27 protein-coding genes are annotated in these 25,378 nt (G+C 25.3%); 24 read left to right on the plus strand and 3 right to left on the minus strand.

Translation table 4 applies throughout. The features are described from left to right. The first annotated feature begins 55 nt into the window (after positions 1–55). Positions 56–1,159, plus strand: a complete 1,104-nt coding sequence (ychF, locus tag JV122_RS01610; protein ID WP_205842768.1) for a redox-regulated ATPase YchF — start codon at positions 56–58, stop codon at positions 1,157–1,159. 82 nt (positions 1,160–1,241) lie between these two features. Here ychF and JV122_RS01615 read toward each other — a convergent pair whose 3' ends face one another. Together JV122_RS01615 and rpmG are read right to left on the minus strand one after the other, a co-directional pair. Beyond that, on the minus strand, positions 1,242–2,303 hold the full coding sequence (locus tag JV122_RS01615; protein WP_205842769.1) for an aminopeptidase P family protein: 1,062 nt from the start codon (positions 2,301–2,303) through the stop codon (positions 1,242–1,244). A 31-nt stretch (positions 2,304–2,334) separates the two neighbouring features. Further along, positions 2,335–2,487 (minus strand): 50S ribosomal protein L33, encoded by a 153-nt coding sequence (gene rpmG, locus JV122_RS01620; protein WP_205842770.1) that lies wholly within the window; start codon positions 2,485–2,487, stop codon positions 2,335–2,337. A 318-nt stretch (positions 2,488–2,805) separates the two neighbouring features. Here rpmG and JV122_RS01625 point away from each other — a divergent pair, with 318 nt between their 5' ends. From JV122_RS01625 to JV122_RS01715, 19 genes are all read left to right on the plus strand, one after another. Further along, positions 2,806–3,018, plus strand: coding sequence for a hypothetical protein (locus tag JV122_RS01625; RefSeq protein ID WP_205842771.1), 213 nt, complete (start codon positions 2,806–2,808; stop codon positions 3,016–3,018). 102 nt (positions 3,019–3,120) lie between these two features. After that, on the plus strand, positions 3,121–4,344 hold the full coding sequence (locus JV122_RS01630; protein ID WP_205842772.1) for an Mbov_0400 family ICE element protein: 1,224 nt from the start codon (positions 3,121–3,123) through the stop codon (positions 4,342–4,344). A 74-nt stretch (positions 4,345–4,418) separates the two neighbouring features. After that, positions 4,419–5,597 carry an Mbov_0400 family ICE element protein gene (locus tag JV122_RS01635; RefSeq protein ID WP_205842773.1) on the plus strand — a complete coding sequence of 393 codons (1,179 nt, stop codon included), beginning with the start codon at positions 4,419–4,421 and terminating at the stop codon, positions 5,595–5,597. 10 nt (positions 5,598–5,607) lie between these two features. Next, positions 5,608–6,804, plus strand: coding sequence for a hypothetical protein (locus JV122_RS01640; protein ID WP_205842774.1), 1,197 nt, complete (start codon positions 5,608–5,610; stop codon positions 6,802–6,804). A 13-nt stretch (positions 6,805–6,817) separates the two neighbouring features. Then, entirely contained in the window at positions 6,818–7,057 is a 240-nt protein-coding gene (locus JV122_RS01645) for an ABC-three component system middle component 6 (RefSeq protein WP_205842775.1), read from the plus strand. A 186-nt stretch (positions 7,058–7,243) separates the two neighbouring features. After that, positions 7,244–7,780: a Panacea domain-containing protein gene (locus JV122_RS01650; protein WP_205842776.1), complete on the plus strand. Its 537-nt coding sequence runs from the start codon at positions 7,244–7,246 to the stop codon at positions 7,778–7,780. After that, positions 7,773–8,507 carry a hypothetical protein gene (locus JV122_RS01655; protein ID WP_205842777.1) on the plus strand — a complete coding sequence of 245 codons (735 nt, stop codon included), beginning with the start codon at positions 7,773–7,775 and terminating at the stop codon, positions 8,505–8,507. The genes JV122_RS01650 and JV122_RS01655 overlap by 8 nt, the downstream gene beginning before the upstream one ends. 281 nt (positions 8,508–8,788) lie before the next feature. Further along, positions 8,789–9,880, plus strand: a complete 1,092-nt coding sequence (locus JV122_RS01660) for an Mbov_0400 family ICE element protein (RefSeq protein ID WP_205842778.1) — start codon at positions 8,789–8,791, stop codon at positions 9,878–9,880. Between the two features lie 8 nt (positions 9,881–9,888). Beyond that, entirely contained in the window at positions 9,889–10,920 is a 1,032-nt protein-coding gene (locus JV122_RS01665) for an Mbov_0400 family ICE element protein (protein WP_205842779.1), read from the plus strand. Positions 10,921–10,973: 53 nt separating this feature from the next. Continuing rightward, entirely contained in the window at positions 10,974–11,993 is a 1,020-nt protein-coding gene (locus JV122_RS01670) for an Mbov_0400 family ICE element protein (RefSeq protein ID WP_205842780.1), read from the plus strand. 48 nt (positions 11,994–12,041) lie between these two features. Further along, on the plus strand, positions 12,042–12,227 hold the full coding sequence (locus tag JV122_RS05120; protein WP_373422603.1) for an HTH domain-containing protein: 186 nt from the start codon (positions 12,042–12,044) through the stop codon (positions 12,225–12,227). 20 nt (positions 12,228–12,247) lie between these two features. Beyond that, a complete protein-coding gene (locus JV122_RS01680; protein WP_205842781.1) occupies positions 12,248–12,427 on the plus strand; it encodes a hypothetical protein in 180 nt (59 codons plus the stop codon). 247 nt (positions 12,428–12,674) lie between these two features. Then, positions 12,675–16,361, plus strand: a complete 3,687-nt coding sequence (locus JV122_RS04940) for an AAA domain-containing protein (RefSeq protein WP_205842782.1) — start codon at positions 12,675–12,677, stop codon at positions 16,359–16,361. 1 nt (position 16,362) lies between these two features. Continuing rightward, on the plus strand, positions 16,363–18,297 hold the full coding sequence (locus JV122_RS01690) for a hypothetical protein (RefSeq protein ID WP_205842783.1): 1,935 nt from the start codon (positions 16,363–16,365) through the stop codon (positions 18,295–18,297). Then, the gene (locus JV122_RS01695; RefSeq protein ID WP_205842784.1) at positions 18,281–19,228 is read left to right on the plus strand and encodes a hypothetical protein; all 948 of its coding nucleotides are present in this window, start codon (positions 18,281–18,283) and stop codon (positions 19,226–19,228) included. The genes JV122_RS01690 and JV122_RS01695 overlap by 17 nt, the downstream gene beginning before the upstream one ends. Next, the gene (locus JV122_RS04945) at positions 19,228–21,183 is read left to right on the plus strand and encodes an AAA family ATPase (protein ID WP_308699321.1); all 1,956 of its coding nucleotides are present in this window, start codon (positions 19,228–19,230) and stop codon (positions 21,181–21,183) included. Before JV122_RS01695 ends, JV122_RS04945 begins: the two co-directional genes overlap by 1 nt. 88 nt (positions 21,184–21,271) lie before the next feature. After that, positions 21,272–21,754: a hypothetical protein gene (locus JV122_RS01705; RefSeq protein WP_205842785.1), complete on the plus strand. Its 483-nt coding sequence runs from the start codon at positions 21,272–21,274 to the stop codon at positions 21,752–21,754. Next, entirely contained in the window at positions 21,754–22,272 is a 519-nt protein-coding gene (locus JV122_RS01710) for a DUF4231 domain-containing protein (protein ID WP_205842786.1), read from the plus strand. Before JV122_RS01705 ends, JV122_RS01710 begins: the two co-directional genes overlap by 1 nt. Beyond that, positions 22,262–22,627, plus strand: coding sequence for a hypothetical protein (locus JV122_RS01715; RefSeq protein ID WP_205842787.1), 366 nt, complete (start codon positions 22,262–22,264; stop codon positions 22,625–22,627). Before JV122_RS01710 ends, JV122_RS01715 begins: the two co-directional genes overlap by 11 nt. 43 nt (positions 22,628–22,670) lie before the next feature. Here the strand turns inward: JV122_RS01715 and JV122_RS01720 are convergent, their stop codons facing one another. Next, positions 22,671–22,886, minus strand: coding sequence for an MAG6790 family protein (locus JV122_RS01720; protein ID WP_205842788.1), 216 nt, complete (start codon positions 22,884–22,886; stop codon positions 22,671–22,673). 78 nt (positions 22,887–22,964) lie between these two features. On the opposite strand from JV122_RS01720, the gene JV122_RS01725 reads away from it, so the two are divergent. From JV122_RS01725 to JV122_RS01740, 4 genes are read left to right on the plus strand one after another with little or no spacing between them, the layout of a single operon-like run. Next, a complete protein-coding gene (locus JV122_RS01725) occupies positions 22,965–23,819 on the plus strand; it encodes a YebC/PmpR family DNA-binding transcriptional regulator (RefSeq protein ID WP_373422601.1) in 855 nt (284 codons plus the stop codon). Further along, a complete protein-coding gene (locus tag JV122_RS04950; RefSeq protein WP_205842789.1) occupies positions 23,819–24,232 on the plus strand; it encodes a transcription antitermination factor NusB in 414 nt (137 codons plus the stop codon). The genes JV122_RS01725 and JV122_RS04950 overlap by 1 nt, the downstream gene beginning before the upstream one ends. Next, the gene (locus JV122_RS01735) at positions 24,207–24,653 is read left to right on the plus strand and encodes a hypothetical protein (protein WP_205842790.1); all 447 of its coding nucleotides are present in this window, start codon (positions 24,207–24,209) and stop codon (positions 24,651–24,653) included. The genes JV122_RS04950 and JV122_RS01735 overlap by 26 nt, the downstream gene beginning before the upstream one ends. After that, positions 24,653–25,378, plus strand: coding sequence for a TlyA family RNA methyltransferase (locus JV122_RS01740; protein WP_205842791.1), 726 nt, complete (start codon positions 24,653–24,655; stop codon positions 25,376–25,378). Before JV122_RS01735 ends, JV122_RS01740 begins: the two co-directional genes overlap by 1 nt.

Below are 25,378 nucleotides of genomic sequence, written 5' to 3' on the forward strand. Positions count from 1 at the left end.
CACTAAAAAATCTTTAGATTATGTTTCTAAAGATTTTTTAAATAAAAGGAGAAAAATGTCATTAAAAGCCGGTATTGTTGGATTACCTAATGTTGGAAAATCTACTCTTTTTTCTGCTCTAACAAAAATGGAAGCAGAATCAGCTAATTACGCCTTTACAACAATTGAACCTAATATTTCAATTGTTGAACTAAGAGATAAAAGACTAGATGAGATTGCTAAATATGTAAATCCAGAAAGAATCCTACCTGCAACATTCACTTTTGTTGATATTGCTGGATTGGTTGAAGGGGCATCAAAAGGAGAAGGTTTAGGTAATAAATTTTTATCTAACATCAGAGAAGTTGATGCAATTATTCAAGTAGTTCGTTGTTTTGAAAACAAAGATATTTTACACGTTGCAAACGAAATTAATCCTTTAAGAGATGTTGAAGTTATTAATTTAGAGCTTTTATTAGCTGATCTACAGGTTATTGAAAATGTAATCAAAAGAGTTGAAAAGAAAGCTTTAAACACATCAGATAAAGAAATTAAAGCAGAATATGAAGTTGCTCTAAAACTTAAAAAAGCTTTTGAGCAAAACATTGCAGCAAGAGATGTAGAATTAAGCCCAGAAGAACTAAAAATTATTAGAGGATATCAACTATTAAGTCTTAAGCCAATTTTATATGTAGGAAATATTGCTCAAAGTGATACTCAAAACCCTTTAAATAGTGTGCATTTTGCAAACCTCAAAAAATATACAGATCAAACAAATTCACTTTTAATTCCTATTTCTATTCAACTGGAATACGAAATATCACAATTAAATGATGAAGATAAAGAAATGTTTTTAGCTGAATATAATTTAGAATATTCAGGTCTTGAAATTCTTACAAGAGAAGCCTTTTCTTTATTAAATCTTGCTACTTACTTTACAGCCGGAGTTAAAGAAGTTAGAGCTTGAACCTTTACAAAAGGAATGCTTGCTCCTCAATGTGCCGGAATCATCCACAGTGACTTTGAAAAGAAATTTATCAAAGCTGAAATAATGTCGTATAACGATTATATTGAACTTGGTGGAGAAAAAGCTGTCAAAGATCAAGGTAAAGTAAGACTTGAAGGTAAAACTTATGAAATGCAAGATGGAGACATCTGTTTATTTAAATTTGGAAAATAATAAATCTAAAATCCCATTTTTGGGATTTTTAATTTATCGAAAAACAAAAAATCATCCTTTTTTTGAGGATGATTTTGATTATCTATTTTTGAAATCCATTGATTTCGTTTTTTCTTGATAAAGTAATTGAACCATCTTTTGTAACTAAAAGATCATCTTCAATTCTTGCTCCTCCAAGACCTTCAATGTAAATTCCTGGTTCTACAGTAATTACCATTCCTTCTTCAAGAATGATATCACAGCTTCCAGAAACATTAGGAAGTTCGTGTACATCAATTCCTAATCCATGTCCTGTTGAGTGAACAAAGTATTTTCCATAACCTTTTTGTTCGATGTATTCTCTACATACTCTATCTACTTCAGAAGATTTGATTCCAGGTCTTACAGCTTGTCTTCCTTTTTGTGCTGCTTCTTTTACAATTTGTAAAATTTCTTCAGCTTTAGGATTATTTGCTTTTTCACCAAAAACAAAAGTTCTTGTAATGTCAGCTCCATAACCATCATAAATTGCACCAAAGTCAATTTTTAGTAATTCACCTTTTTTGATTTTTCTATCAGTTGGGTGGTGGTGTGGAATTGCTGAGTTTGGTCCTGATGCAATAATAGAATCGAAGCATTCTTTTTGAGCACCTAATTCTTTCATAATGAAATTTAGTTTTCTATCAATTTCTTGCTCTGTTTGTCCTTCTTTAAGTTCTGGAAGTAGTTTGTTGTAAGCTTCTAAAGAAATATCAATTGCTTTTTGTAGTTTTTTAACTTCTTCTTCGTCTTTTAGAATTCTTAGTTCTTGGCCATTGATTTCAATGTATTCAGCTTCTGGGAAGTAAGCTTTAATTCTGTTAAAATCTGAAAGAGTTAAGTAGTCTTTTTCAACCCCAATTCTTTTGTATTGTGCTTTTTTAGGACTGAAAAAGTTTTTAAGTGCATCACCTGCTAATAAAATAAGTTCAGCATTTTTTACTTGTTTTTGTGCGTATTCAATGTATCTTCCATCGACAAAAACAAAGGATTTTTCTTTTTCAATAACAACAATTCCATCTGTTGATTGAATAGTTGTTAGTCATAATCTTGTTTGTGGTGCAAAAGAAATAATTGCATCTAATTTTTTATCACTAAAAATTTTATCTAAATATTTTCTATTCATATTCGCTCCTTTGAAAATAAAAACAAAGAGATTATTTTTTCTCTTTGTGTGAAGTATGTTTATTGCATTTGTGGCAATGTTTTTGCATTTCTAATTTTTCTGTTTGTGTCTTTTTATTTTTTGTTGTGATGTAGTTTTCCATTTTGCAATCACTACATCTTAATGTAACACCTTCTCTTGGCATAGTTCCTCCTTAGAATATTAGTAAATTCAATACTTAAATTGTATATCATTTTCTTTTTTTTAAAAGCAAAAAAGATATATTTTTAGTTTTTAAAAGGCATTATATTAATTATTGCTTTTTGAGGCTTTAATTTAGTGTTTTAAATAAATTTAAAATTGATATTTTGTTTTTATATTAACGAGAACAAAATAGAAAATTATACTTCGAGAATAAGGAGAACTTTTGGTGGCTATGCAGGGTTTTTAAAAGTTATCAGAATATTATATTTCTGAAAACGTGATAATAAGTTACGTTGTTAATAGAAATTATAAAATTAAAATGATACTCAAAGTTTTCAAAATGATACTCAAAAAAGACCTAAATGATACTCAAAACCCAGAAAATGATAGTCAAAACTTCCGAAATGATACCCAAAAACTTAAATTAAGCATTCAACAAAGAAGAAATGAAATTATCAATCTATTTTCAAACAAAAAGGACATAACGTCTTTAGAAATAAAAGAATCAAAAAATGAACTACGTTTTCTGTAGTTTGGTTAATTTGAGTAGCAGTCGCTATAGGTTTTGGTCTGTTTTTACCTTAAAAAGCAGTATAATTTAATAAAGGAAATAAGTTAAAAAGGAGAGAAAAAAATGAGTTTAAAAGACGTTTTTAATTTTAAAAAATGAGTACCTATGACTCCTATACAAGATAAAAGTGCTTATAAAAATTCGCTTACTTTTAGTGTTTATCAAAATCAATTTAAATCTAGACCAGTTGTTATATTTTATGATGAAATATGAGATTGTTATTACTATTTTAAATCAAGGTCAGTAGAACCAGAAAGAGTTAAGTTAGAAAATGAAGTATTTATTCCAAAATCAGGAGAAAAAAATGCTCTTTTCAGCAAAGATAGTTGATTAAATACAGAATTAATTTACAAAATGGATAGAGAAACTTTTGACAAATATATTGATGACGTTCAATATTTAAACTCTCTACCTATAAGTGATGACGAAATTAAGTCAATATACTTCAAAATAATTGAAAATATAAAAGAGAATCCGCCAAGAGTAGCTTTAATTGAAGTTTTTGAAAACGAAAAAGAAGAATTATATGCAACTACTCTTTATTCACACAAAGATATTTTAAAAAGAGAAGAATGAAAAAATAGTGATGATAATTATTTAATAAATAAAGAGTGAGTAGGAAAAAAAGAGAAAAAAATCTTTGTTAATGAAATTTTAAAAAATAGAAACAAAGAAAATCTTGAAGAAGTAAAAATGTTAGAAAGAGTTATAGACGAAGAACGTTGAGAATTTGAAAAAAGAGCAAAATACTCAAAAGAAGCTAAAGCTCAAGAAGAAAAAGAATCTTCTATGAAGTGAGAGTTTAAAGATGGCGATTTATCAAAAATATCTAATTTCATAAAAGAAAAGGAAAAAATAGTAAAGAACATTTTTAATGAAAAACTTGAGAATTTTGAAAATTACAAATCAAAAAAAGAATATATAAAACTAATTAAAGATATTTCTAAAAATTTAGATGATGATTTTGAAAAAGATATAGTTTTCTCTCTTAAATTAGTTAAAACATTAATAGATGAAAAGACAGGTTTTAGAGATTTAGAAACTATTTCTTTGGCATTAACGCTTGAAAAGATTGATTGAGTAAAAGAAACAATAGACTTAATGTATGAAAAAAGTTTAAAAAATACTTCAATAAAAGAAAGTTTTCTTGATGATAAAATAAGAGCTATTTCCAAAATACAACAAGACCAAAAACTTATAGATATGTATAATGAAAAATTCAAATCTAAAGAAGTGAATCAAGAAAATAAAAGTTTAAAAACAGAAGAACTCGCTGAAACTGTTTAAGAATCTACAGAAGAACCAGAAGCTGAAGCGATGATAATGAAGATGTAGAAATTAAGTTAAAAAAGGAGAGAAAAATGAGTTTAAAAGACATTTTAAATTTTAAAAAACGAGTACAAGCAAAACCTGAAAAAGTAAAAGGAACCGGTTATGAAAATTCTATAACTTTTACCCCTTACGAAAACCTTTTAAAGGCAAGACCTGTAATTATTTTTTATGATGAAGATGAAAAATATTACTACTATATAAAATCAAGGACTGCAAGCGAAAAAAGAAAACCAACAAAATATGAAAGATTAGTAAAAGCTTCAAGCAAACCTAATTCACTTTTTGATGTCGATAGTTGATTAAATGCAACCTTTATTCACAAAATGAAAAAAGAATTATTTGAAAAATATATTGATGAAAAACAATATTTAGAAAATTTAGAAATTGATAATCAAGAAATAGATTCTTTATATGGTTCAATATTAAAAAACTTATTTGATATTCCGCCAACAGTAGCTTTAATTGAAGTTTTTGAGAATGAAAATAAAGAATTAGAAGCAAAAACTTTATATTGCCACGAGAATATCTTAAAAGAAGAAGAAAGAAAAATTAATAATGGTGATTTTTTCCTTTTAAAAAACAAAACTGTTTTGTTTGAAGAAGTAGATGAGTTTTCTAAAAAAGTTTTAGAAAACAACGATAAATATTTATCTCAACTATATGAATTAAGGGTTGGAGTTTATGAAGATTCCTTTAATTTTAGATCTTCTGTTTTAGTCCCTGAAATAAGAGAAAAAGAAAGAGAACAACAAGAAAAAATTGATTCATTAAAAAAATGAGAATTTAAAGATGGCGATTTATCAAAAATAGCCAACACAACAGAAATTGAAGAAAATCTATTAATTGATGTCTTTAACCAAAGAATTAATACTTTCAAAGACTATAAAGAAAAAAGACAATATCTTTCCTTAATAAAAGACATTGATAATAATTTAATTTCTAAATTTAAAAACAATGTATTAGCATATGATATTCTTCAATTAGTAGTTGATGAAAAAGCTACTTTTGATGAAATTAATAATTTAATTATTAATTTAAAAGTTGAAAAAACCAATTTAGTAAAGAATATAATTAACGATTTTCAAATAAGAAAAGCTATAGAAGAAAAAACAAAAGAAGAAGAAGAACAACAACAAACTCAAAAAGACCAACAAACAGAAGAAGACAAAGAAGAACCAGAAGAAGAAGCAATGGTAATGAAAATGTAGAAAGGAAAATATGAAAACAAAAAGAAAGATTTTATTAACATCAACAGGAGCTATTTTAAGCGTTTTACCTTTAGCAACTGTAATTAGTTGTGACACTTTTAAAGATAGAGATTATATGGACTCTAGAATTGAAAAAGATGATGATAAAAAAGACGGAAATCAAGATGGAACAGGAAACAATACTTCTCAACCTGGTTCAGGCACAAGTGATTCTGGAACTGGTGATGAAAGCGGAACAAAAGAGCAAAAACAATATGATGATTTTCCAATGCCAAAATTTGATGCTTCAGGAATAGATGGTTATGGACTAAAAGAAGTTTGAGACTATATTTTACAAATACCTGATATTGTCAAAAGAAAGAATCAGGGTCAAAATTTAGCAACTAATGATGATTTATATACAGAAAAAGTAAAAGAGCTTTATGAAACTGTTGATTCTTATATCGGTGATTATACTAATTGAAGCGACAATTTGAACCCGCAAGAATACAAGCAAAAATATAAAGAAGATACAATTAAATTCTTGTATGACAGAATTATGCCGCGCCACGGTGAATCAAACGAAAAATTAAGATTACAGACAGAGATATGAGTAAATAACCCTGCAAGACTATTTATTCTTGAAAAAAGTCAAAAAGAAATAGAATCAATTCCTGATTTAAAAAATGCTGCAAGATACTATTCTTCTGTACAAATTCCTTTATTAACAGGTCTATTTATTACAAATAACTTAAAGCTTACGGATTTTATGAAAGCTTATATGGAATACCAAAAATTCCTATTTACTAAAATCAAAGACAAATCAAAAACTATTGAAGAACATTTAACAAACAATGAAGAATTAAAATTCATTATCGAAAGATTATCAAAAGCTGCTAATTTATTCTTAAGTCCTAATAACTTCTTAAGTTCAAAAAGAACTAATATTTGAAATGAGTGAAATAAGAATCCTGACAGAGAAGTTTATGAGTTCATTATTAACCTTTATAACAATGAAGTTGCTCCTATTTCAATTAAGTTTTTAGGTGAAGATATGAGTCAAATTTCCCCTGGTGCTGTCCATGAAATAATACAAGACTACTTCTATGATAATGTTTTAACTAAAGGTTTAAGAATCAAGATTCAATTTAGTGAGAGCGAAGTCAATAAAGCTATTGATGAGTTCAAGAAAAAAGCGGCATTTTACCATTGAAAATACAAAAAATAGAGAGTGGTAGATAATGCTTTTTCCCGATGGTATAGGTGCTAAAGAGACCGTTTATTGAACTGCAGCAATGATTATGAAGTTTTTAAAAGAAAACGAAGAAAGAAATTGACTTAAAGTTTATAAGTCGATGAAAGAAGAGTTAGATACAGGAATTAAACTATTTTGTCTTTCTTTAAATTGACTTTATTTAATAGATAAAATAGATACAGATTTCTATACAAGAAAAAGTTTTAAATGAAATTGAAATTCTTAAAAAAGATTAAAAACAATAGGGAAACTTAACATTTTGGTGTTAGGTTTTTTATTTATAACTACAAAGATGATATAATTTTAAAGAGTAGTTCAAAAGAAGAGAAGAAAAATAAGGAAAGGTGCAAATTGGAATTTAATTTCTAATTTTGCGTATTGTAAAATGAAAAAAATTAAAATTTATAACATAATGAAATATTTAATTTCATATGCAGAAGTTAATCGAATTAAAAATGCAAAATACAAAACTTGACAGCAAAAATTCTTGTGATTCCTTAATTTTTACTATACAAAAGAAAATAAAGAACAATTATTTACAGAAGATTTTTATGCTTTTAATTATGGTCCAGTTAGTAGAACTATATTAGATTTGCAGTATCAAAATAATGAAAATCTTTTTCTTTATGAGAGTTGTGAAAAAGCTTGAGAAATTGTTAGTGAAGAAAAAACCGAAGATAAAACTCCATTATTAAGATATAAAGATGAGATAGAAATTGAAGAAAAGTTTATTAAAGAGTTTGAAGATAGAAGTAAATGAGATTTATTTAAGAAAATATTTAATGAGTGCAAAGAAAAAAATCCAAATAAATTAGTTTTTTTATCTCATACTCAATTTTTATGAGAAAGCAAAATAGACTTAAGCATAGAAGAGAGAAGAATTTCTCAAGAAGATATAATTAAGGAAGAGACAGATCCTTTGAATCTTCTAAAAGTAAATAATGATTAAAAATAAAAAAATAGAACAAGAAAAAGAGTTCAAAGATTTATTAGAAACTATTAACTTCTCAACTTGATTAGAAATAAAAATCGAAATATTGGAAGAATTTAAAAAATGATTGAAAAATAATATAGATTTTATTTTTAACAATAGATTGGAAATGATTATTGAAAATATACAAGAAACAGAGAATGTAGATTTTAAGTGAAAACTAAAAATTATAGATGAAAACTACAATAATTACATTTTAGATGAGAAAGTATTTAATGATAGAAAGTTAGTTGATGCAAAATTTGTTAAAAACGATATTTGAATCGACTTGCAAAATGAGTTTAGTTTAATAATTTTAGAAAAAAGAGTTCAAGAACTAAATTCCATAAAAGAATATAAAAACGAATTAGAAGATCATAAGGTACAAAATGAAAAAAAATTCAGTCAATTATATTGATTTATTGGTTTTAGTGTCCCTGTTGTTCTTGGTTTCATTACTTTAATTTGAAGCTCAAATTTATTAATAACACAGAAAAATAGCGATAGCAGTAATTGAGGAGTTCAAGATTACTGACCTTTCACTTGACAAATTATTACAATCATTTCTTTTGTTTTTCTCTTTATAACAGTTTTTACAATATTATTGTTATTTTCAATAAATTGATTTAAAAATAAGAAAGAACGCGAAAGACACAATAAAGACTCAAAAAATAAAACAAATTTTATATCAAAAAATATAAAATAATGTATATATGTAGCATTAAGTGAATTTTATAAAAATATCAAGGTTTAACTACCTTGTTTTTTCTTTGCAAAAATCTTATTTTAATAATTACATTTTCTGTTTTGTTTTTCTCTATTTCTAATTCTTTCGTTCTGGTTCTTTAAGAAATTCCTGCTTTTAGTTTTTTAGCTATGAAGTTTTATAGAAGATTTAAGCCTAAAAAAAGTGAAGTAATTGTAGTATAATTTATATACATAGTTTAGCATTAAAATACCAAACTTATTTTTTAAAAAAGGAATAATATGAAAAGAACGGATGACAAAAGATTGAAACAAATAATGCCTGAAAAGAACATTCTTTTCAACGAGTTTGAAATGAAAATCGGCAATCATCCTATTATTCTATTTACAGACTGATTTGGTGATTTATACTATTTAAAAACAAGAAGTGTTTATGACGGACAAGGTTTTAAAAAAGACAAAACTGAATTTGAAATTGAAATTCCTGTTTCTGCAATGAAAAAAGAAACTTTACTTGTAAAAGATTTTTATTTAGACACTGCAAGAATCTATAAAATTAAGGAACAAGAATTTGATTTAATCTACAACAATGAAAGAATTCCTTTAGTAAGTCATTTAGATTGAGAATATGGAAAAACTGTGTTTAAAGAAGTTTTAAAGAATTTTGAAAAACAACCGCCTAAAATATCAATAATTGAAGTGTTTTTAAATGATGAATTAGGTAAATTTAATTCTTTTACTATTTATTCTCACGAAGAAATACTTAAACAAGAAGAAAATAAATTGAAAACACAAGATAAATGAAATGAAGAAATAGTTATTAAAAAAGCAACAATTTTAGAAAATTCTAAAACTCCATACGCTCAAAACTTTTTAGAAGATGTTAAAAACTGGACTTATGAAGAATTTTTTGAATACCAAGACGCTTTATTTCAATTTAGACAAAAATGAAAAAATGAAGAAAAGTGGTTAGAAACTCATTTTGGAGATAATGAATTTGAAAATTTTTCAACTTATTTTGCAGTTGAAAAAGATATTTTTAGAAGTCATTTAGAACAAATCTTGCTTAACATAGAAGATGAAACGACAAAGAAAAATTATGTATTCCAAATAAGGGAAATAGAACTTAATTTACCTAAAGAATTAGAAGAAGAGTACAAAAATATATTTTTCCAAGTTCTTACAGATAAAGAAATTGCATTTAACTATTTAGAATACATGGTAGAAAGTCTTAAAAAAGAAGATATAAATGATATCAAGCGGGCTTTGGAAGTTTTAAGTGGAAACTATGATGAAATAGGAGATAATATTGAAAAGAACGAAACTGATAAACAAGAAGAACCAGAAGCAGAAGCGCTGGTAATGAAGATGTAAGGAAAGTTATGAAAAAAACACAAGACAAAAGATTAAAACAAATAATGCAAGAAAAGAACATCATTTTCAATGAATTTGAAATGAAAATAAGTAATCACCCTATTATTATATTTACAGATTGATATGGAGATTTATACTATTTAAAAACAAGGAGTGCCTATGATATTTTCGGCATTAAGAAAGAAAAAGGAAAATTTGAGATTGAAATTCCTGTTTCAGCAATCACTCAAGAAACCTCAATAACAAAAGATTTTTATTTAGATACTGCAAGAATCTATAAAATTAAAGAAGAAGAGTTTGATTTAGTTTATAACAATAAAAAGAATGCAACATTATGCATACTAAACAAAGAGTATGGAGATTTAGCGTTTGAAAAAGTAATAGAAAATTTTAATCAACAACCGCCAATTATTTCTTTTATTGAAGTCATCTTTAATGAAGACAAAAATGCATTTGATTCCTTTACAATTTACTCTCAAGAAGATGTTTTAAAGGAAGAAATAAGATATTTAAACAAAAACGCTCCTGAAAATTATGAAAAAATTACTATTGATATCTTACAAAAAAGTCAAATGCCTGAAATCACAGAAAGTCTGAAAGAATTAAAGCTTTTAATTGAATCTGAACACAAAGATTATATGTTTCAATTTTATGATAGAGAAAATGAACCTGAAGATTTATTAGGTAGTTATTCATTTAAAGACTTTGATTTTAAAAATATAAAAAGATTTGTTAATCTGGAACAAGAAGAAATAATGGAATCTTTCAACAAAAGACTACAGAATTTTAATACTAAAGGGGAAATAAAAGACTTTGTTTTCTTTGTAAGAACTATTGATTTTTTCTTCCCTGAAGAATTAGGTAAATACGAAAATTTAGCCAATAATCTATTAGTTTTATTACGCGATGAGAAAGTTGAAAAAGACAAAATTTTTAAATTAAAGGAAGCGGCAATTAATAATAAACCAGAAATTATTAGTCAAGTTGTAAAAGAATACACAGATAAAAATACAGATTCTGTAGAGTTTGAAAACAATTAAATTGTAGAAGAACCTGAAGCAGAAGTAATAGAAATGAAAATGTAAGGAAATGTATGGAAAAAGAAAATGATAAAAGATTAAAACAAATAACGCAAGAAAAGAACATTATATTCAATGAATTTGAAATGAAAATAGATAATAACCCTATTATTCTTTTTACAGATTGATATGGAGATTTGTATTATTTAAAAACAAGAAGTTCATATGATAAGCAAGGTTTAAAAAAAGATAAAACTAAATATGAATTAGAAATTCCTGCTTCAGCAATGAAAGAAAAAACTTTAATTGTAAAAGACCTCTATATAGATACAGCAAGAATATACAAAATCAAAGAAAAGGAATTTGATTTAATCTACAACAATGAAAAAATTCCTTTAGTAAGTCATTTAAATTGAGAATACGGTAGAATGGTTTTTGAAGAAGTTTTAGCCAATTTTGAAAAACAACCGCCTGAAATTTCATTGATTGAAGTATTCTTTAATGAAGAATCTAATAATTTTAACCACTCTGTTTTATTTACAAATAGCAGGGTTTTAGAGCAAGAAAGAAAATTATTAGCAACCAAAAAGATAAAAATAGATAATTTTTATGAAAAAGCTAAAATTTTAGTTGGTAAAAGCAATAATGAAAATACTTTTAAAATACTTGATGAAATTAAAGGTAATATAAATAGTGAGTTTAGAGATTATTCTTTCAATTCTTTTTATGATGAAGAAGAACAAAATAAAATAGATATTTCATTTAATGATTTAGATTTTATTAAATTTACTTCATTAACAAATTTATATATTGATAATTTTAGGCTTAAATTTAATCAAAAATTAGAAACTTTTGATGAGTATGAAGAAAAGGAAGAATATGTTTCATCTATTAGAAAAATAGAATTTTACTTACCCAAAGAATTAGAAATGAAAGAAATAGCTGATTTGCTTGTTTTAGTAGTTGATGATAAAATAAAATTAGAAGAAATTAAAAGGCTTGGTGATGTAATTTTTAAGCGAAATATAAATGAAATTAATGATATTATTAATTCTTTTGCTGACAAATATTTAGGTTTTGTAGAAGCAGAATAAAATGATAGTCAAAAATCTAAATTAAGCATTCAACAAAGAAGAGATGAAATTATTAATCTAATTTCAAACAAAAAGAACATAACATCTTTAGAAATAAAAGACGTTTTCAATATTTCATCCGCCACTCTAAAAAGAGATCTTAAACAATTAAGAGAAGAAAACAGGATTGAATACATAGGAAGTTCAAAAAACGGATATTGATTAATTAAAACAAGCAAAGATGACAATAAATAATTTTGTATTATAATTAGTCTATGGAAAAACTACTATCATCAAAAAGAACTACTAAAAGAAAACAAAATAACAAAAAGAAAAAGAAACCTGTAACTTGAAATGATTTCACGAGAGATGAATTAATAGATATTGCCAAAAGATACCAAGAAATTAATGGTGATTTAGGACCTATTAAAAAGAAAAGTGAGTGAAATATTTAAGTTTGTTTTCTAAAACTAATACTTAAAAAATAACCGAAAAAGCCTGATATACAGTACTTTTAGGTTATTTTTTGTTTAAAGTGGGAAGGTTAAAAAATAATTTAAATAACAAAAAATTAGTAGTAAAATCATTCAGAAAGATCATATATTAATCTACAGAATATTTTCTGTAGATTTTATTATTCTGGCTTTTTGCTTTGCAAAAAAAAAAAAAAAACTAAAATTGAAATTATAGATAAGGAGAAAAATGGAAAGCATTTATATAACATTTGAAAGAGAAATAATTAAGAAAAAAATAGACAAAAAAAGAGATCAAAATATCGCTGGAGGAAATCCTAATTTTCTGGATTTACTAAAAACTTTTCATAAACTCAATATAGAAAACGTAGAAGATGCATTCAATTACATTAAAACGCTATTTGAATTAACAACAAATAAGGATTATGAGTTTGAAACGATAAATATGAGTTTGAACTCTAATTGAATAAGCGAAGTGTATTCAGGAATGAAAAACGAAGTAGATTGTTACTTTTATTTAATAATTCAAAGAAAAGACGGTAATGAAGATTTTTTATTTAATTATCATAAAGGTGTGAGTCTGGGGTTTAAATTACGAATAATGAACGAAGGAATGCAAATATTATGAAAAATCAGAGATTTAAACTCTATTTCATTTTTTAGACATTCTGTGGAGTTTGATCAAAAAAATGAAAGTTATAAAATTATTATAAATGATGCTCAAAATTCAGATAATAGTCACCTGAATCTAAAATATTTTTCAAATTTTGATACAAATTTTGAAAGAAGAATCAAACTTTCTAAAGAAGAAAGAAGTGGCGACGAAACAATTAATTTCTTTAAATGGAAAAATTTAATTCATTTATATAATAAAACATATTCAAAACGAGAAGGTGTTGTAACTGAATTTCTGTTTTCTTTGGATAATAAAGAAGAAACTCTCAACTTTGATGAAATAGAAGAAAGAATAAAAAACGAAAAACTTTTCATTCTTTCTACAAATGAAGAACTATTAATTGATAAAAGCTGATATTTAAGTATGCCAGGAAATCCTGAATCTGAATTTACAAATTTCGAAATTGATTTGAATCCGAAATTTACATCAATGGAAGAAATAAAAGAAAAATTAAAAGAAAATGAATTTTTCGATATAGAAAAAGAAATAGAAAATAAAAAAGAAAATAACAAACAATTAGAGAGAAATATAAGAGATTTAAATTATGAAATTCAAAATATTAATACTGTTATTTCACAAAAAGAAAGCAAAATAAAATTATACAAACCATTCATTCTTCGTTCTAAAGTAACTTATGATGATATTGCTGGGGCAAGTTATCTTGAATTGGTTGAAGCTGGAATAGTTGAAAAAGAGGAAAAAGAATTAAGACAAGAAAGATTAAATAAAAGGAAAGAAATTTCAAATCAAATTCAGCAATTAAAAAACGAACTTTCACAAAAGGAAAATGAATTATCAAAAGAAAGAAAGAAAATAGAAAATAATAATTGAGTGATAAAAGAAAAAGAAGATAAAAAAGAAGAAATTAATAATTTTATTGAATCTATTCCTGAAAATTTATATTTTTATAATGTAAGAAAAATTACTACAAAAAATGAAAATGAAGATAGTGAAGTAAATTTTAAATTCAAAAGACTGAATGCCTGAGAAAATAAAACTATTCAAGAATTGATGTGATTTTTTCCAAATGATATTGGAAAAATTATGAAAATTAATAGATATAAAAATGCACTTGATAATATTGTTGATGGTTATTATAAAAATCCATATCTTTTAATATCTATATTTAATGAAAGAAAAATTTCTAATCAATCATTAAAAAGTGCAGAAAAATCATTAGAAGAATCGGGAGTGATCAAAAAACATAACTTAAATGAAAGACAAGCTCTTGCGCTTAAAAAAGCAGTTGCAACACAGGATACTTTCTTTTTACAAGGCCCTCCAGGTACGGGTAAAACACAAACAATTTCTGCAATTATTGAACATGAAATCTTTGAAAATAATGTTGTTTTAATAACATCTTCAACTCACGAAGCTATTTCTAATGCTTTAGAGAGAGTAGATAATGTAACAAAAAATAATCCCAATGTAATAATTTACAAGGGATCAAATGCTTTTTCTTCTAAAACAGAGCAATTCGGAGAAGAAAAACTATATTCCAATTTTCTAAATAAAATAGATAACTCCATATTACAAAAAGATTCAAATGCAACGATAAATAGCTTTATAAAACAAATCGATAACTTAATTTCAGAAAGCGAGCAATTGGGAAAAAACAATATTTTAAATTTATATATAGTTAATATAGAAACTAAAATTAATTCTATTTTAGATAAAAAAGAAAGCAATTTATACAAAATAATTGAAGATTATATATCACCTAGAATGATAAGAGAGGGCAATAAAGAAAAAATTGTTGATGAATTTAAAAAAGTTATGAGTGAAGAGATAGAAAACTTAGATAAGTTCGAAATTTTAATTAACAACATAAAGGAAAGTTTTCCTAATGTAATAAATAAATCGAATAATATTGAAGACTTAAAAAAAGAACTTGAAGAAATTAAAAAGTCATCAAAAAATAAAGATAATTTAAGTGATTTAATTTCTAAATACAATGAAAAATATAAAGACAGAGATAAAAATGAACAAATTAAAAGTGATGATGAAGATGAATTTTTAAATTATGTTTTAGATAAAAATCTTATAAATGTAATAGGAATTACAACAAGTGCTAAACCTTGTATTAAAAATAAAGATTTATATTTGGATTACAACGTTGATACTGTAATTATAGATGAAATTTCTAAATCAAGCACTCCCGAAATATTCTCAAGAATTTTATTGTCAAATAAAGTTATTTTTTCTGGAGATTACAAACAATTACCGCCATCGAATGAATTTACCGAAGCAGAAATGCAAAGGATGTTCGAAAATAAAAGAGAATTTTTAAAATTTTACAAAGAAAACACCTTCAAAGAGCGACAAGATTTCCAGGATCACATTGAACAATTATTTAAAACTTCATTTTTTGACCGCAAAATTAACAAGATTAGAAAACAAAGCGAGGTTGATTCTTTGAATAAAAATTATGAACACTTAACGGAGAGTCATAGATTTAATAAATCTATAATGGAGTTAGTAAATTTATATTATGACAAAGATGAAAAACTGGAAATTCCAAAGAATTCAAAGCATAAATTCGAAGAAAAAATAAATATAAAAATAGATGGTCAAAATTATAACATTGCAGAAACTATTTTAGTTGATACCACTTATTTAAGTGATAAATTCAAAGACAAATTAATTAGAGAATACAAAATTAATATACCTTTTAACGGAAATAGTTTTGATCAAAATGGAGAGAAAAATCTTTTATTAAATAAAAATGGGAATATTACGTTGAAGGAAGGTACATATAATGAATACAACATTAGTATTATTATAGAAATTTTACATTCTATTTTTGAAGAGTATGGAATCGAATATAAAGATGATATAGGGATTATTTGTTTAACAAGAAGTCAAGCTACCGTTCTTAAAAAATATCTTGAATTAGATGAAAATAAGAAATTAAAAGTTCTGAAAATTAAAGTTGATACAATCGATAACTTTCAAGGAAGAGAAAAGAAAATAGTAATAGTAGATTTTATAAGAGCAAAAAATAAGCTTAACAAAAATTTCATTTCTGAACCTAAAGGGAAGAGAAATATTGAATTTTTAAAAGAAGAAAATAGGATTAATGTCGCAATTTCTAGAGCACAAAATGCGATGATTTTAATTGGGAGTTTTAGATATTATGACCAAGAAGCTATTCAAGAGAAGGGAAATCTTTTAAGAAAAATTTGAAAACAATTTAATGATATTAATGAAGCAAATATTATAAAAATGGAGGAAAAATAAAATGATTCAAAAAACAATTAATTTTTTGATTCCGTTCAATACTTCTGTTTTAAACTGTAAATATAGTTCTTATAAGGATATAGAAAAATTCGACTTTTATATAATTGCTATTTTTTATGAAAGTGAAGGTTTTTTAACAGAACCAGTGCTTAAGACACTAAAAAATAAATTGAATTTAAAAGATGATTTTGATGATTTTGTAATTTCGAAAATAAAAAGATTATTGGAAACAAAAACATTAAGTTTTAAAGAAGATGAAAAAATAAATATAAAAGAAGCTTATTTTGGAAATATTAAATTAGAACCTAAATTAAGAAACAAAATTAAACAGGGCGAATTTAAGGAAATTGATGCAGAAATAAAAACCAAAAATCTTTATATTTGAAAAAACCTTTACACAAATAAAGTCATAATTGATTCAAACAAAAATAAAACTTTAAAAGAAAACAAATCATCTGTTAATTTTTATTTTCCTAATACATTAAATATCAAAGATGTTTCGGAAAATGAACTTGAAGAAAAATTAGGAAAAAGCAACTTCTTAAAAGATTTTGAATTAAATGAAATAAATCAAAAAATAAAAGACGAAAACATCCTTATTAATATAGATTTTCAAACGAACCAAATTATATTTGAAGAAGATAAACAAAAAATAAATATTAAAACATTGAGTTTACTTAATATTGAAGAAAAAGTAATTAAAAATATTTTGGATGGTTTTTTTAAAGATTTAGAAATTCTAAAAATTAATTCAATAAAACACGATGATTTAAAAGTACAAAATTATCTTGAGGCAATTAATTTAGATTTCTCTTTAATAAGCAAACAAATTAACGAAAGCAAGTTATTTTTTGAATTTCTAAAAGAGACAAATGATTCTATTTTAATACTTGAAAATAATGAACTTTTTGAAATAAAATCAGAACATAAAGATTTTAAAATATTTCATTCAGAAATTACAAAACCAATTAACTACAGAATTACAAACAACTTATTTAAAACGCGTTTTACTAATAAAATAAACTTCAAAAATATACTATATAATTTTGAAATTTTAAATAAAATGAATGAAAATTATAGAAAATTTTTAATCAATGAGTTTTTAAATTCATCTAAAGAAATTAAAATATTAAATTTTTGAAACGCTCTTGAATGTTTATTGAAAAATACAGAAAATGAGTGGTTTAACAAATTACTTAAAGAACTTGATTATAATAATTTTTTTATCTTAGAGCAGGTTTTTGGTAAAAACGCTCAAAACCTGTTAGATTCTAAACTTTTAGAAAAAGTTGTGGAATTTGATATTTATTTTAATAACAAAAGCTTGCTAGATTTTTTTAAAGAGAAGATAACAAGTAGAGAATATATTGCAAAGATAATTAAACTCTATAGATTAGAAAAAATTTCAGTAGAAAGCAATCCTTTTATAAATTCTCGAATATTGAAAGAGTTTGAAAGAAAATATAAAGACTTAGAAATTAAAATTAAAGAAAATTTTGAAATGGAAGTACTACAAAATTTACGTGGAGAACTTGAACAGTTAAAAAAAGAAACAAAAGATAATCAAATTTTTATTCCCGATTATACTCTAAATTTAGAAAAAGATTTTGAGGTTAAATGGAGGTTAAGTATGGAAGATCAACTAAAAGAAGCAGAAAGTTTAGCTACAAAATTCAGGAATCTTGTAGAGGAAGAGGGAAAAACAAAAACTAAAGATTTTTTTAAACAAAAGTATATTTTAAATGATGAAGAATTAAAAAGAATTATTAAAATAAATGAGTTATCAAACACTTTCGCACACAGAAGTGGTGGTGAAGAAGTTAAAATGAAAAGAATCGTAGAATATACACTAAAACAATTTATTGATGATATTAATTGAGTTAAAGCACTTAAACCAAGAAAAAAGAAAGAAGGAAAAGATGTCAGCACAAATTAGAGTTTCAATCAATGACGATTCAATCATTACTTGTGATAACTTATTACAGGAATTAGCACAAAGCATAAATGGTACTTCTGATTTAGAATTAATTGATGAATTTCGTTTTGTTAAAAAAGAAATTGAAACAACAAGAGATAAACTTTTAAATTCTCGTTTTTTTACAACAGAACAAAAAACAGAAGCTTTAAGAAATTTAGTAACACAATCAAGAAATTTAAGTAATTTAATTTATATGTCTAAATCAGCTAGAGGAGTTAGCAATTTTAATATTTACAGCTATATATCAAAATATGGTTCTTTAGTAATTGAAGCACAAAAAGAGCTTGAAAATACAAACTTTAGCGAAGAAGAATTAATTGAAAAAATTGATCAAATAAGACAAAATAAACTTAAAACTGAAGATAAAAAACAGTTTCTTGAATTTGCTAAAACACAAATTTCAACACTGAATTTAAGTGATAAACAAATTGAATTTGAATTTTTTGATGTTGCAAACAAAATTCAAAATCTACAAGAACAATCTGATTTTCCAGGTTTTATTAAAGGTGTAAAAAATTCTTTAGATAGAATTGATAATCTTGCAAAAGACATCATCGATTCTCTAAATAAAAGTGAAGGATTTTCTTTAGCAAAAGAACCAACAATTAAAAAACACGAAGATGAAATTAGTGGAATGTTCGATTTATCAAAAATCTATGTTTTAAAAAATCAAAAGGGAAATGAAATTAAAATTCAAATCGATTCAAATTTAGATATTAAATACAAACTTGGAAATTACATAGGTCATGCTTGCATAGAAACAAGTGATAGATTATTATCAGATCTAAAAAATAAAGGTTATTTTATTGATCCAAATTCAATAAGAATCAAAAGAGATATAGATGCAAACAAACCTTTATATAAAGCAATGAATTCAAGGAGTAGATAGTGGCTTTTTATCATTCTATAGAGCAATTTAAATACAAAATAAATCATAAAAATATTTTAATTATTTCAGGTAATATAAATGATTATTTATATATTAAAGATATCAAAAAATATCTAGAAGATCCTTACTTAACTGAAAATGATATTTTCAAAGATGAAATAGATACAGTAGCTCCTAGAAATATTATTTCAGTAGTTCAGTTATTATCGCTTTATTTAAAAGCAGAAAAGTATGATAATATAACTTATTTATCTCCTGGTTTTAATTCTTTTGATTTAACAAAAAATCTAGATCAACAACTTCTTCTTGAAGAACAAGATGACGATGATGACGATGATTTTGGAGACTCGAATACAGCAAATAATTCACATCCGGATGCCTTTATTCAACGATTAATTGAAACTATAAATAAGCTTAAGAAAACTTTAGATGATACAAGTATAAATAAACCAAAATCATACGCTTTTATCATTAATTTGAGTGATTTTGTTTTCAAAGACTTTCCTAAAGTTCAAGCAGCAAATTTAATTTCTGCTTTTAATGATTTAGGTAATTTATCAAGAAATAAAGTATTTAATTCTAAATTTAAGCTAATTCTTCTTTGTGACAATAAAGAACTTGTATCAGAATTATTAGGAACTAAAAATGTTGAAATGACGAACTTAGTTATAAAAACTCCAAGTTCGCAGGAAAGAAAAAACTTTATAATCGAAAATATTCTTTCAGATCTAAATTCCAATCTTGAAGAAAAAATCATTGAAAACTCAAGTGATTTAAACAATATGGTTTCAATTTTAAATGATTTTTCTTTTAGAGAAATTATTCAATTATCTAAAGTTTCAAGGATTCAAAAATTTAAAAACTTTGAAGAATTACACAGAATAGTCTTCAGACAGAAAAAAGAATCTGAGTGAGAAAAAATAGATTCTAATAAGATGAAATCTTTCAAAGAAACTATGAAACAAAGAATTAAAGGTCAAGATTTTGCAATAGATCAACTTCACCAAGCATTAATAAGAAGTTATATTGGATTAAATGATATAGGTTCTTCTTTTAAATTAAGTAAAAAACCAAAAGGAATAATGTTTTTTGCAGGACCAACAGGAACAGGAAAAACAGAAACCGTTAAAGCACTTACAGAATTTGTATTTGGTGATGAAAGTTCAATGATAAGATTTGATATGTCTGAGTATAATTTAGAACATTCTGATGAAAAATTAATTGGTTCTCCTCCTGGATATGTAGGTCATGAATCTGGTGGTCAGCTTACAAATGCAATTAAAGAAAAACCTTTTTCAATTGTGTTGTTTGACGAAATAGAAAAAGCACATGGAAAGGTGTTAGATAAATTCTTGCAAATTCTTGAAGATGGTAGATTAACTTCTTCAAAAGGTGAAATCATTGATTTTAGTGAAACTTTTATTATTTTTACTTCCAATATCGGTGTTTCAGAAGTTAATGAATTAAAAGACATTAAAGATAAGGATTTAGTAAGAAAAACATTTAAAGACGAAGTGAGAAAATTCTTTACAAGAGAACTAAAAAGACCTGAAATTCTAAATAGAATTGGTGAAAAAAATATAGTTCCATTTAACTTCATAACAAAAGATACAAAAGAAGATAAAGAAATTCTCTTTGCAATTTTAGACTCTAAATTTGTTAATTTACAAAGATATTTTTCAGAAGAAAAAAGAATTTCTATTCAGTTTGATAGCGATGAAGATAGAAAACAGTATTACAACGTAATTATTAACTACTTTAAACCAAAATATGGTGCTAGAGGTCTTATTTCTACATTTGAAACAAAACTAATAGATCCGCTTGCCCAATTTGTTTTCGAAAACTGAACTACAATTCAAACAAATAAAGCAAATAATGCTTCTAATGTCATAATAATTAAAACTGTTCAAGACGAAAATACAAACGAAAATTCCCTTACATTCGACTTAAAATAACATACTTGAGTTGCAAAATTGCAACTCATTTTTTATGACTTTTCCCCATTTTCACAAAACTTAACTAAAAAATGATATAATCATTTTTATGCATATTATAGTAAAAAAATTAAGGGAAAAACAAAACAATGATAGAAGAAAATTGAAGCTCTATTCAATCATGGATGGAATAGTCAGTTTTTTAATTATCGGAACAAACCTCAGCTCAATCATTACAGCGATTATTGCTCTTGTACACTTAAGTGTTATTCTTTCTGAAGACAAAGCAGCAAACACAAGTATTTCTTTTATTTTCTTAGTTACATTTGTTGTTTTATTAATTGCTTCTTTTATTTTAACGCTTAGTTTATCAATTTACAGATACAACAGCAACAAAGAAGAATATGAAAAGATTCTTAACACGCTAAACTACATAAAACAAAAATATGAAGCAAGAAAATTAAGTGATGAAGAGTTTGCAAAAATCATTGATGTACTTTGAGAAAAAGCAACAACAAAAAGAAAAATAGTAATTAAAAAAGTTTTAAGCAACGAACTAAAAACATCAAATCAAAACAAAGTAGGTAAATAATGAGTAAATACACAAAAGAAGCCTTTCATAAAAGATTTTTAGAACTAAAAAACAAAACTAGAATCAGAAAATATGTTTATTCAGTTCTTTATTATTTATTAAATATTACTACTTTTGTTTCTGCTTTTTTCGTTGCTGCAATTGCTGTTTATTATCTGGCTGGAAACAATAAATATTATCCAAAAGATCAAATAAATCCTTATAAAATAGACTTTTGAACAGATAGCTCAAACTACATTTTAAGTACAACAATCATCAATGCACTAACAAGTATGATCTCAAGCTTTATTTCTTTCTTTGTAATTAACACAAAATATCGTTTTTATAAAGTAAAATGCAATGTTTTAGATTTTGAATATTTACTTTATAAAACTAAAAAAGGACACTACGCTAATGAGTCTTCAAGTGAAAACGATTTTAGACTTTATAAGCGTGGATTAGCAATTTTAGAAATTAATAGATACAAATCAAGCTTCTTTAGAGAAAACGAACTTACAGGTGATCAAAATGGAAAATAAAAAATTTAGAGATACTCAAAAAGTTATTAAAAGAAAAGTTTTTTCAAGCAGAACTATCTTTATAACACTGAATGTTTTAGCGATTATTATTTCTTCATTAGTTGTTGTTTTAAACCTTTATGCTATTAGATGAAATGAAAGACCAGTTGAAACAATGGACTACTTTGTAGATATTGCCATCATGTCTGCTTCAACCACTTTCTTTTTATCTTTACAAGCTTTTTTAGGAATTACAAACAGAAAAAACAAACTAAAACAAAACATTGATAAAATTGATGAAATTATTGAAATGGTTAAAGAAAAAGACAACCTCGATCAAGATGATTTAGATTCCATTTCAGAAATTTTAGATTAATCTAAAACACAGGGATTTCCTGTGTTTTTCTATTCAGTTTTATTTATAATACTTTAACTAGTTTCTCTTTTGAGTTTTCTACACCACTAGTTTTATCTCTTTGGACGTGGTAAATTTCAATTGGCACGTTACTGTTTGTATGAATACCTCTTTTTTGTTCTCTTATAAAGTGTTTAATATCTTTTTCAAGATCTTCTAATGTGTGATTTTGAGCAATCACTTCTTTTGTAGATTTTAAAATAGCTTTATATTGATACATTTTTACCTTCTTTCATCAATTAAATTATACTCCTATTAAAAACTAAAAACAAAGCACAAAAATAAAACCTTAATAAAAATGCAAAATTTTACAATTTATTCTTTAAATGCTTTAAAACACTTGCTTTTAAGTGGATTTTTTAGTATAATTAGCAAAGATTTTACAGAGAAAGAGGTTAAAATGGCAGGACATTCAAAATGAGCAAATATTAAACACAGAAAAGGAGCTCAAGACGCAATTAGAGGAAAAATCTTCGCTAAGTTTTCGAAAGAAATCATGGTAGCAGCAGCTAAAGGTGGAGGGGATATTGAAACAAACCCAGCATTAAGATTAGTTGTTTCTAAAGCAAGAGCAAAATCAATGCCAAAAGCAAACATTGAAAAAGCAATTGCAAAAGCTACGGGCGCTTCAAGAGAAGGTGTTGACTTTAAAGAAATTATTTATTCAGGAACTTTAGCAGGTGGAGTAACATTTTTAGTTATCTGTCTTTCAGACAACATGAACAGAGTGACTTCAAACATCCAAGCATTATTTAGAAAAGCTGGAGGCCAAGTTGGTAAACAAGGTGCAATTCCTTATGTTTTTGATCAAAAAGGAGTTCTTGAGATTGAAAAGAATTTAGCAAATGAAGAAGAACTAATGATGTTTGCGCTTGAAGCAGGAGCTAGTGACTTTGTTTCAGAAAATGAATACTACGAAATTTACACAGAACCTGGAGATTTCTTAAAAGTTAAAGCAGAACTTGATAAACAATACAACTTTGAATACAAAACAGCTGAAGTTACTTACATTCCAAACCAAGAAGTTGCACTTGATGAAGAAAAAACAAAGAAATTATTAGAACACATTGAAAAATTTGAAGATGACGAGGATGTTCAAGAAGTTTTCCACAACATGGATCTTTCTGTTCTTCCTAATGAAGATGAAGAATAATGACAAACAATAAAAACAGACTTTTATATAGACAAGAATTAGTTGCAGTTCTTTATTATTTTGAACTAACAGAAACAGAAATAGATACTAAGTGAGCTTTTGAGCAATACAACTTAGATAAACAACAACTTAATACTTTAGAATTCATTAAATCAAAATACGAATTTTTCCAAAAATTCATTTCTCAATTCTTTAGTTCAAACAGAGGATGAAAATTTGTTAAACCTTTAATTAGAGCAATTCTTTTATTAGGGGCTTTTGAATTAGGTTATTTAAAACAACAAATAGTAATCAATGAAATGGTTGAGCTAACTAAAAGTTATACTTTAGACACAGATGTTGAATATAAATTTGTAAATGCTATTTTAGACAAAGTCAATTTAGAATATGAAAAACTTAATAAACAAAGTTAAAATTAAACACTTCTTAAAGCAAAAGAATAATTGAGAAAAATATAAGTACATTTTTGTAAACAAAAAAATGTACTTTTTATCTTTAAAGCTCAATTCGATTTTCAAATTAGACTTAAGTTTATCCTTTATTAAAAACTTTGAGAATAATTTAATCAAAACACTCAACAAAGACTCCTTTTTAGAACTAACAACAAAAGCACTTGAAAATCAAGGTTTATGCCACAACAAAGAACAATTTGCTTCAATGCTTTCAGAGTTTTTATATCTGGAAATCGAGCGTCTTAAAAACGAAAATAAAGAAAATTCCCTTTATTTAGATTACCAATCCAAAAAAATCTTCAATAAATTTACTCTTGAACTAAAACATTGCAGACCTGATTTTAACCTCTTTATTCTCAAAATTTTAAAGGTGGTTTCTTAATGAAAAGAAAACTTTTAGATATAGTTTTAGAAATGAATATTGAGCATGCTGAAAACATTATAAGAATGGGACAAGTACTTGTTAATGGTCAAGTTAATAATCTGCCACACTCAAAAGTTCTACAAACAGATAAAATTGAAATCAAGCAAAAAAAACAGAAAGAATGAGTTTCAAGAGGTGCTTATAAATTACTTAAAGCAATTGAAGTTTTCAATTTAGACTTCAAAGACAAAGTTGTTTTAGATATCGGTTCTTCTACAGGTGGTTTTAGTCAAGTTGCTCTTGAGTACGGAGCTAAACAAGTTTTCGCAATTGATGTTGGAACAAATCAGTTAGACTACAACTTAAGAATCAATCCAAAAATTGTTTCTAAAGAAAAATACAATCTTAAAAATATTAAATATGAAGATTTTTTAGTAAAAATGGATGTTGTTGTTTGTGATGTTTCTTTTATAAGTTTAAAAGAAGTGTTTAAGGTTTTGGGTTCTGTTGTAGATCAAAACACACAAATAATGCTGTTGATCAAGCCACAATTTGAAGCAAGCAGCAAATATGTTGAAACAGGCGGTTTTGTGCAACTTAAATATCACGACTTTTTGATCAACAGAGTAAAAGAGTATGCTAATGAATATAATTTTGAAATGATTGATTATCAAGAATCGCCAATCCAAGGTAATAAATCTAAAAATGTAGAATATATTTCACTATACAAATACAGGAGCTAA

This window comes from Mycoplasma procyoni (genome assembly GCF_017052595.1).
In the GTDB taxonomy this organism is placed as follows: domain Bacteria; phylum Bacillota_I; class Bacilli_A; order Mycoplasmatales; family Metamycoplasmataceae; genus Mesomycoplasma_A; species Mesomycoplasma_A procyoni.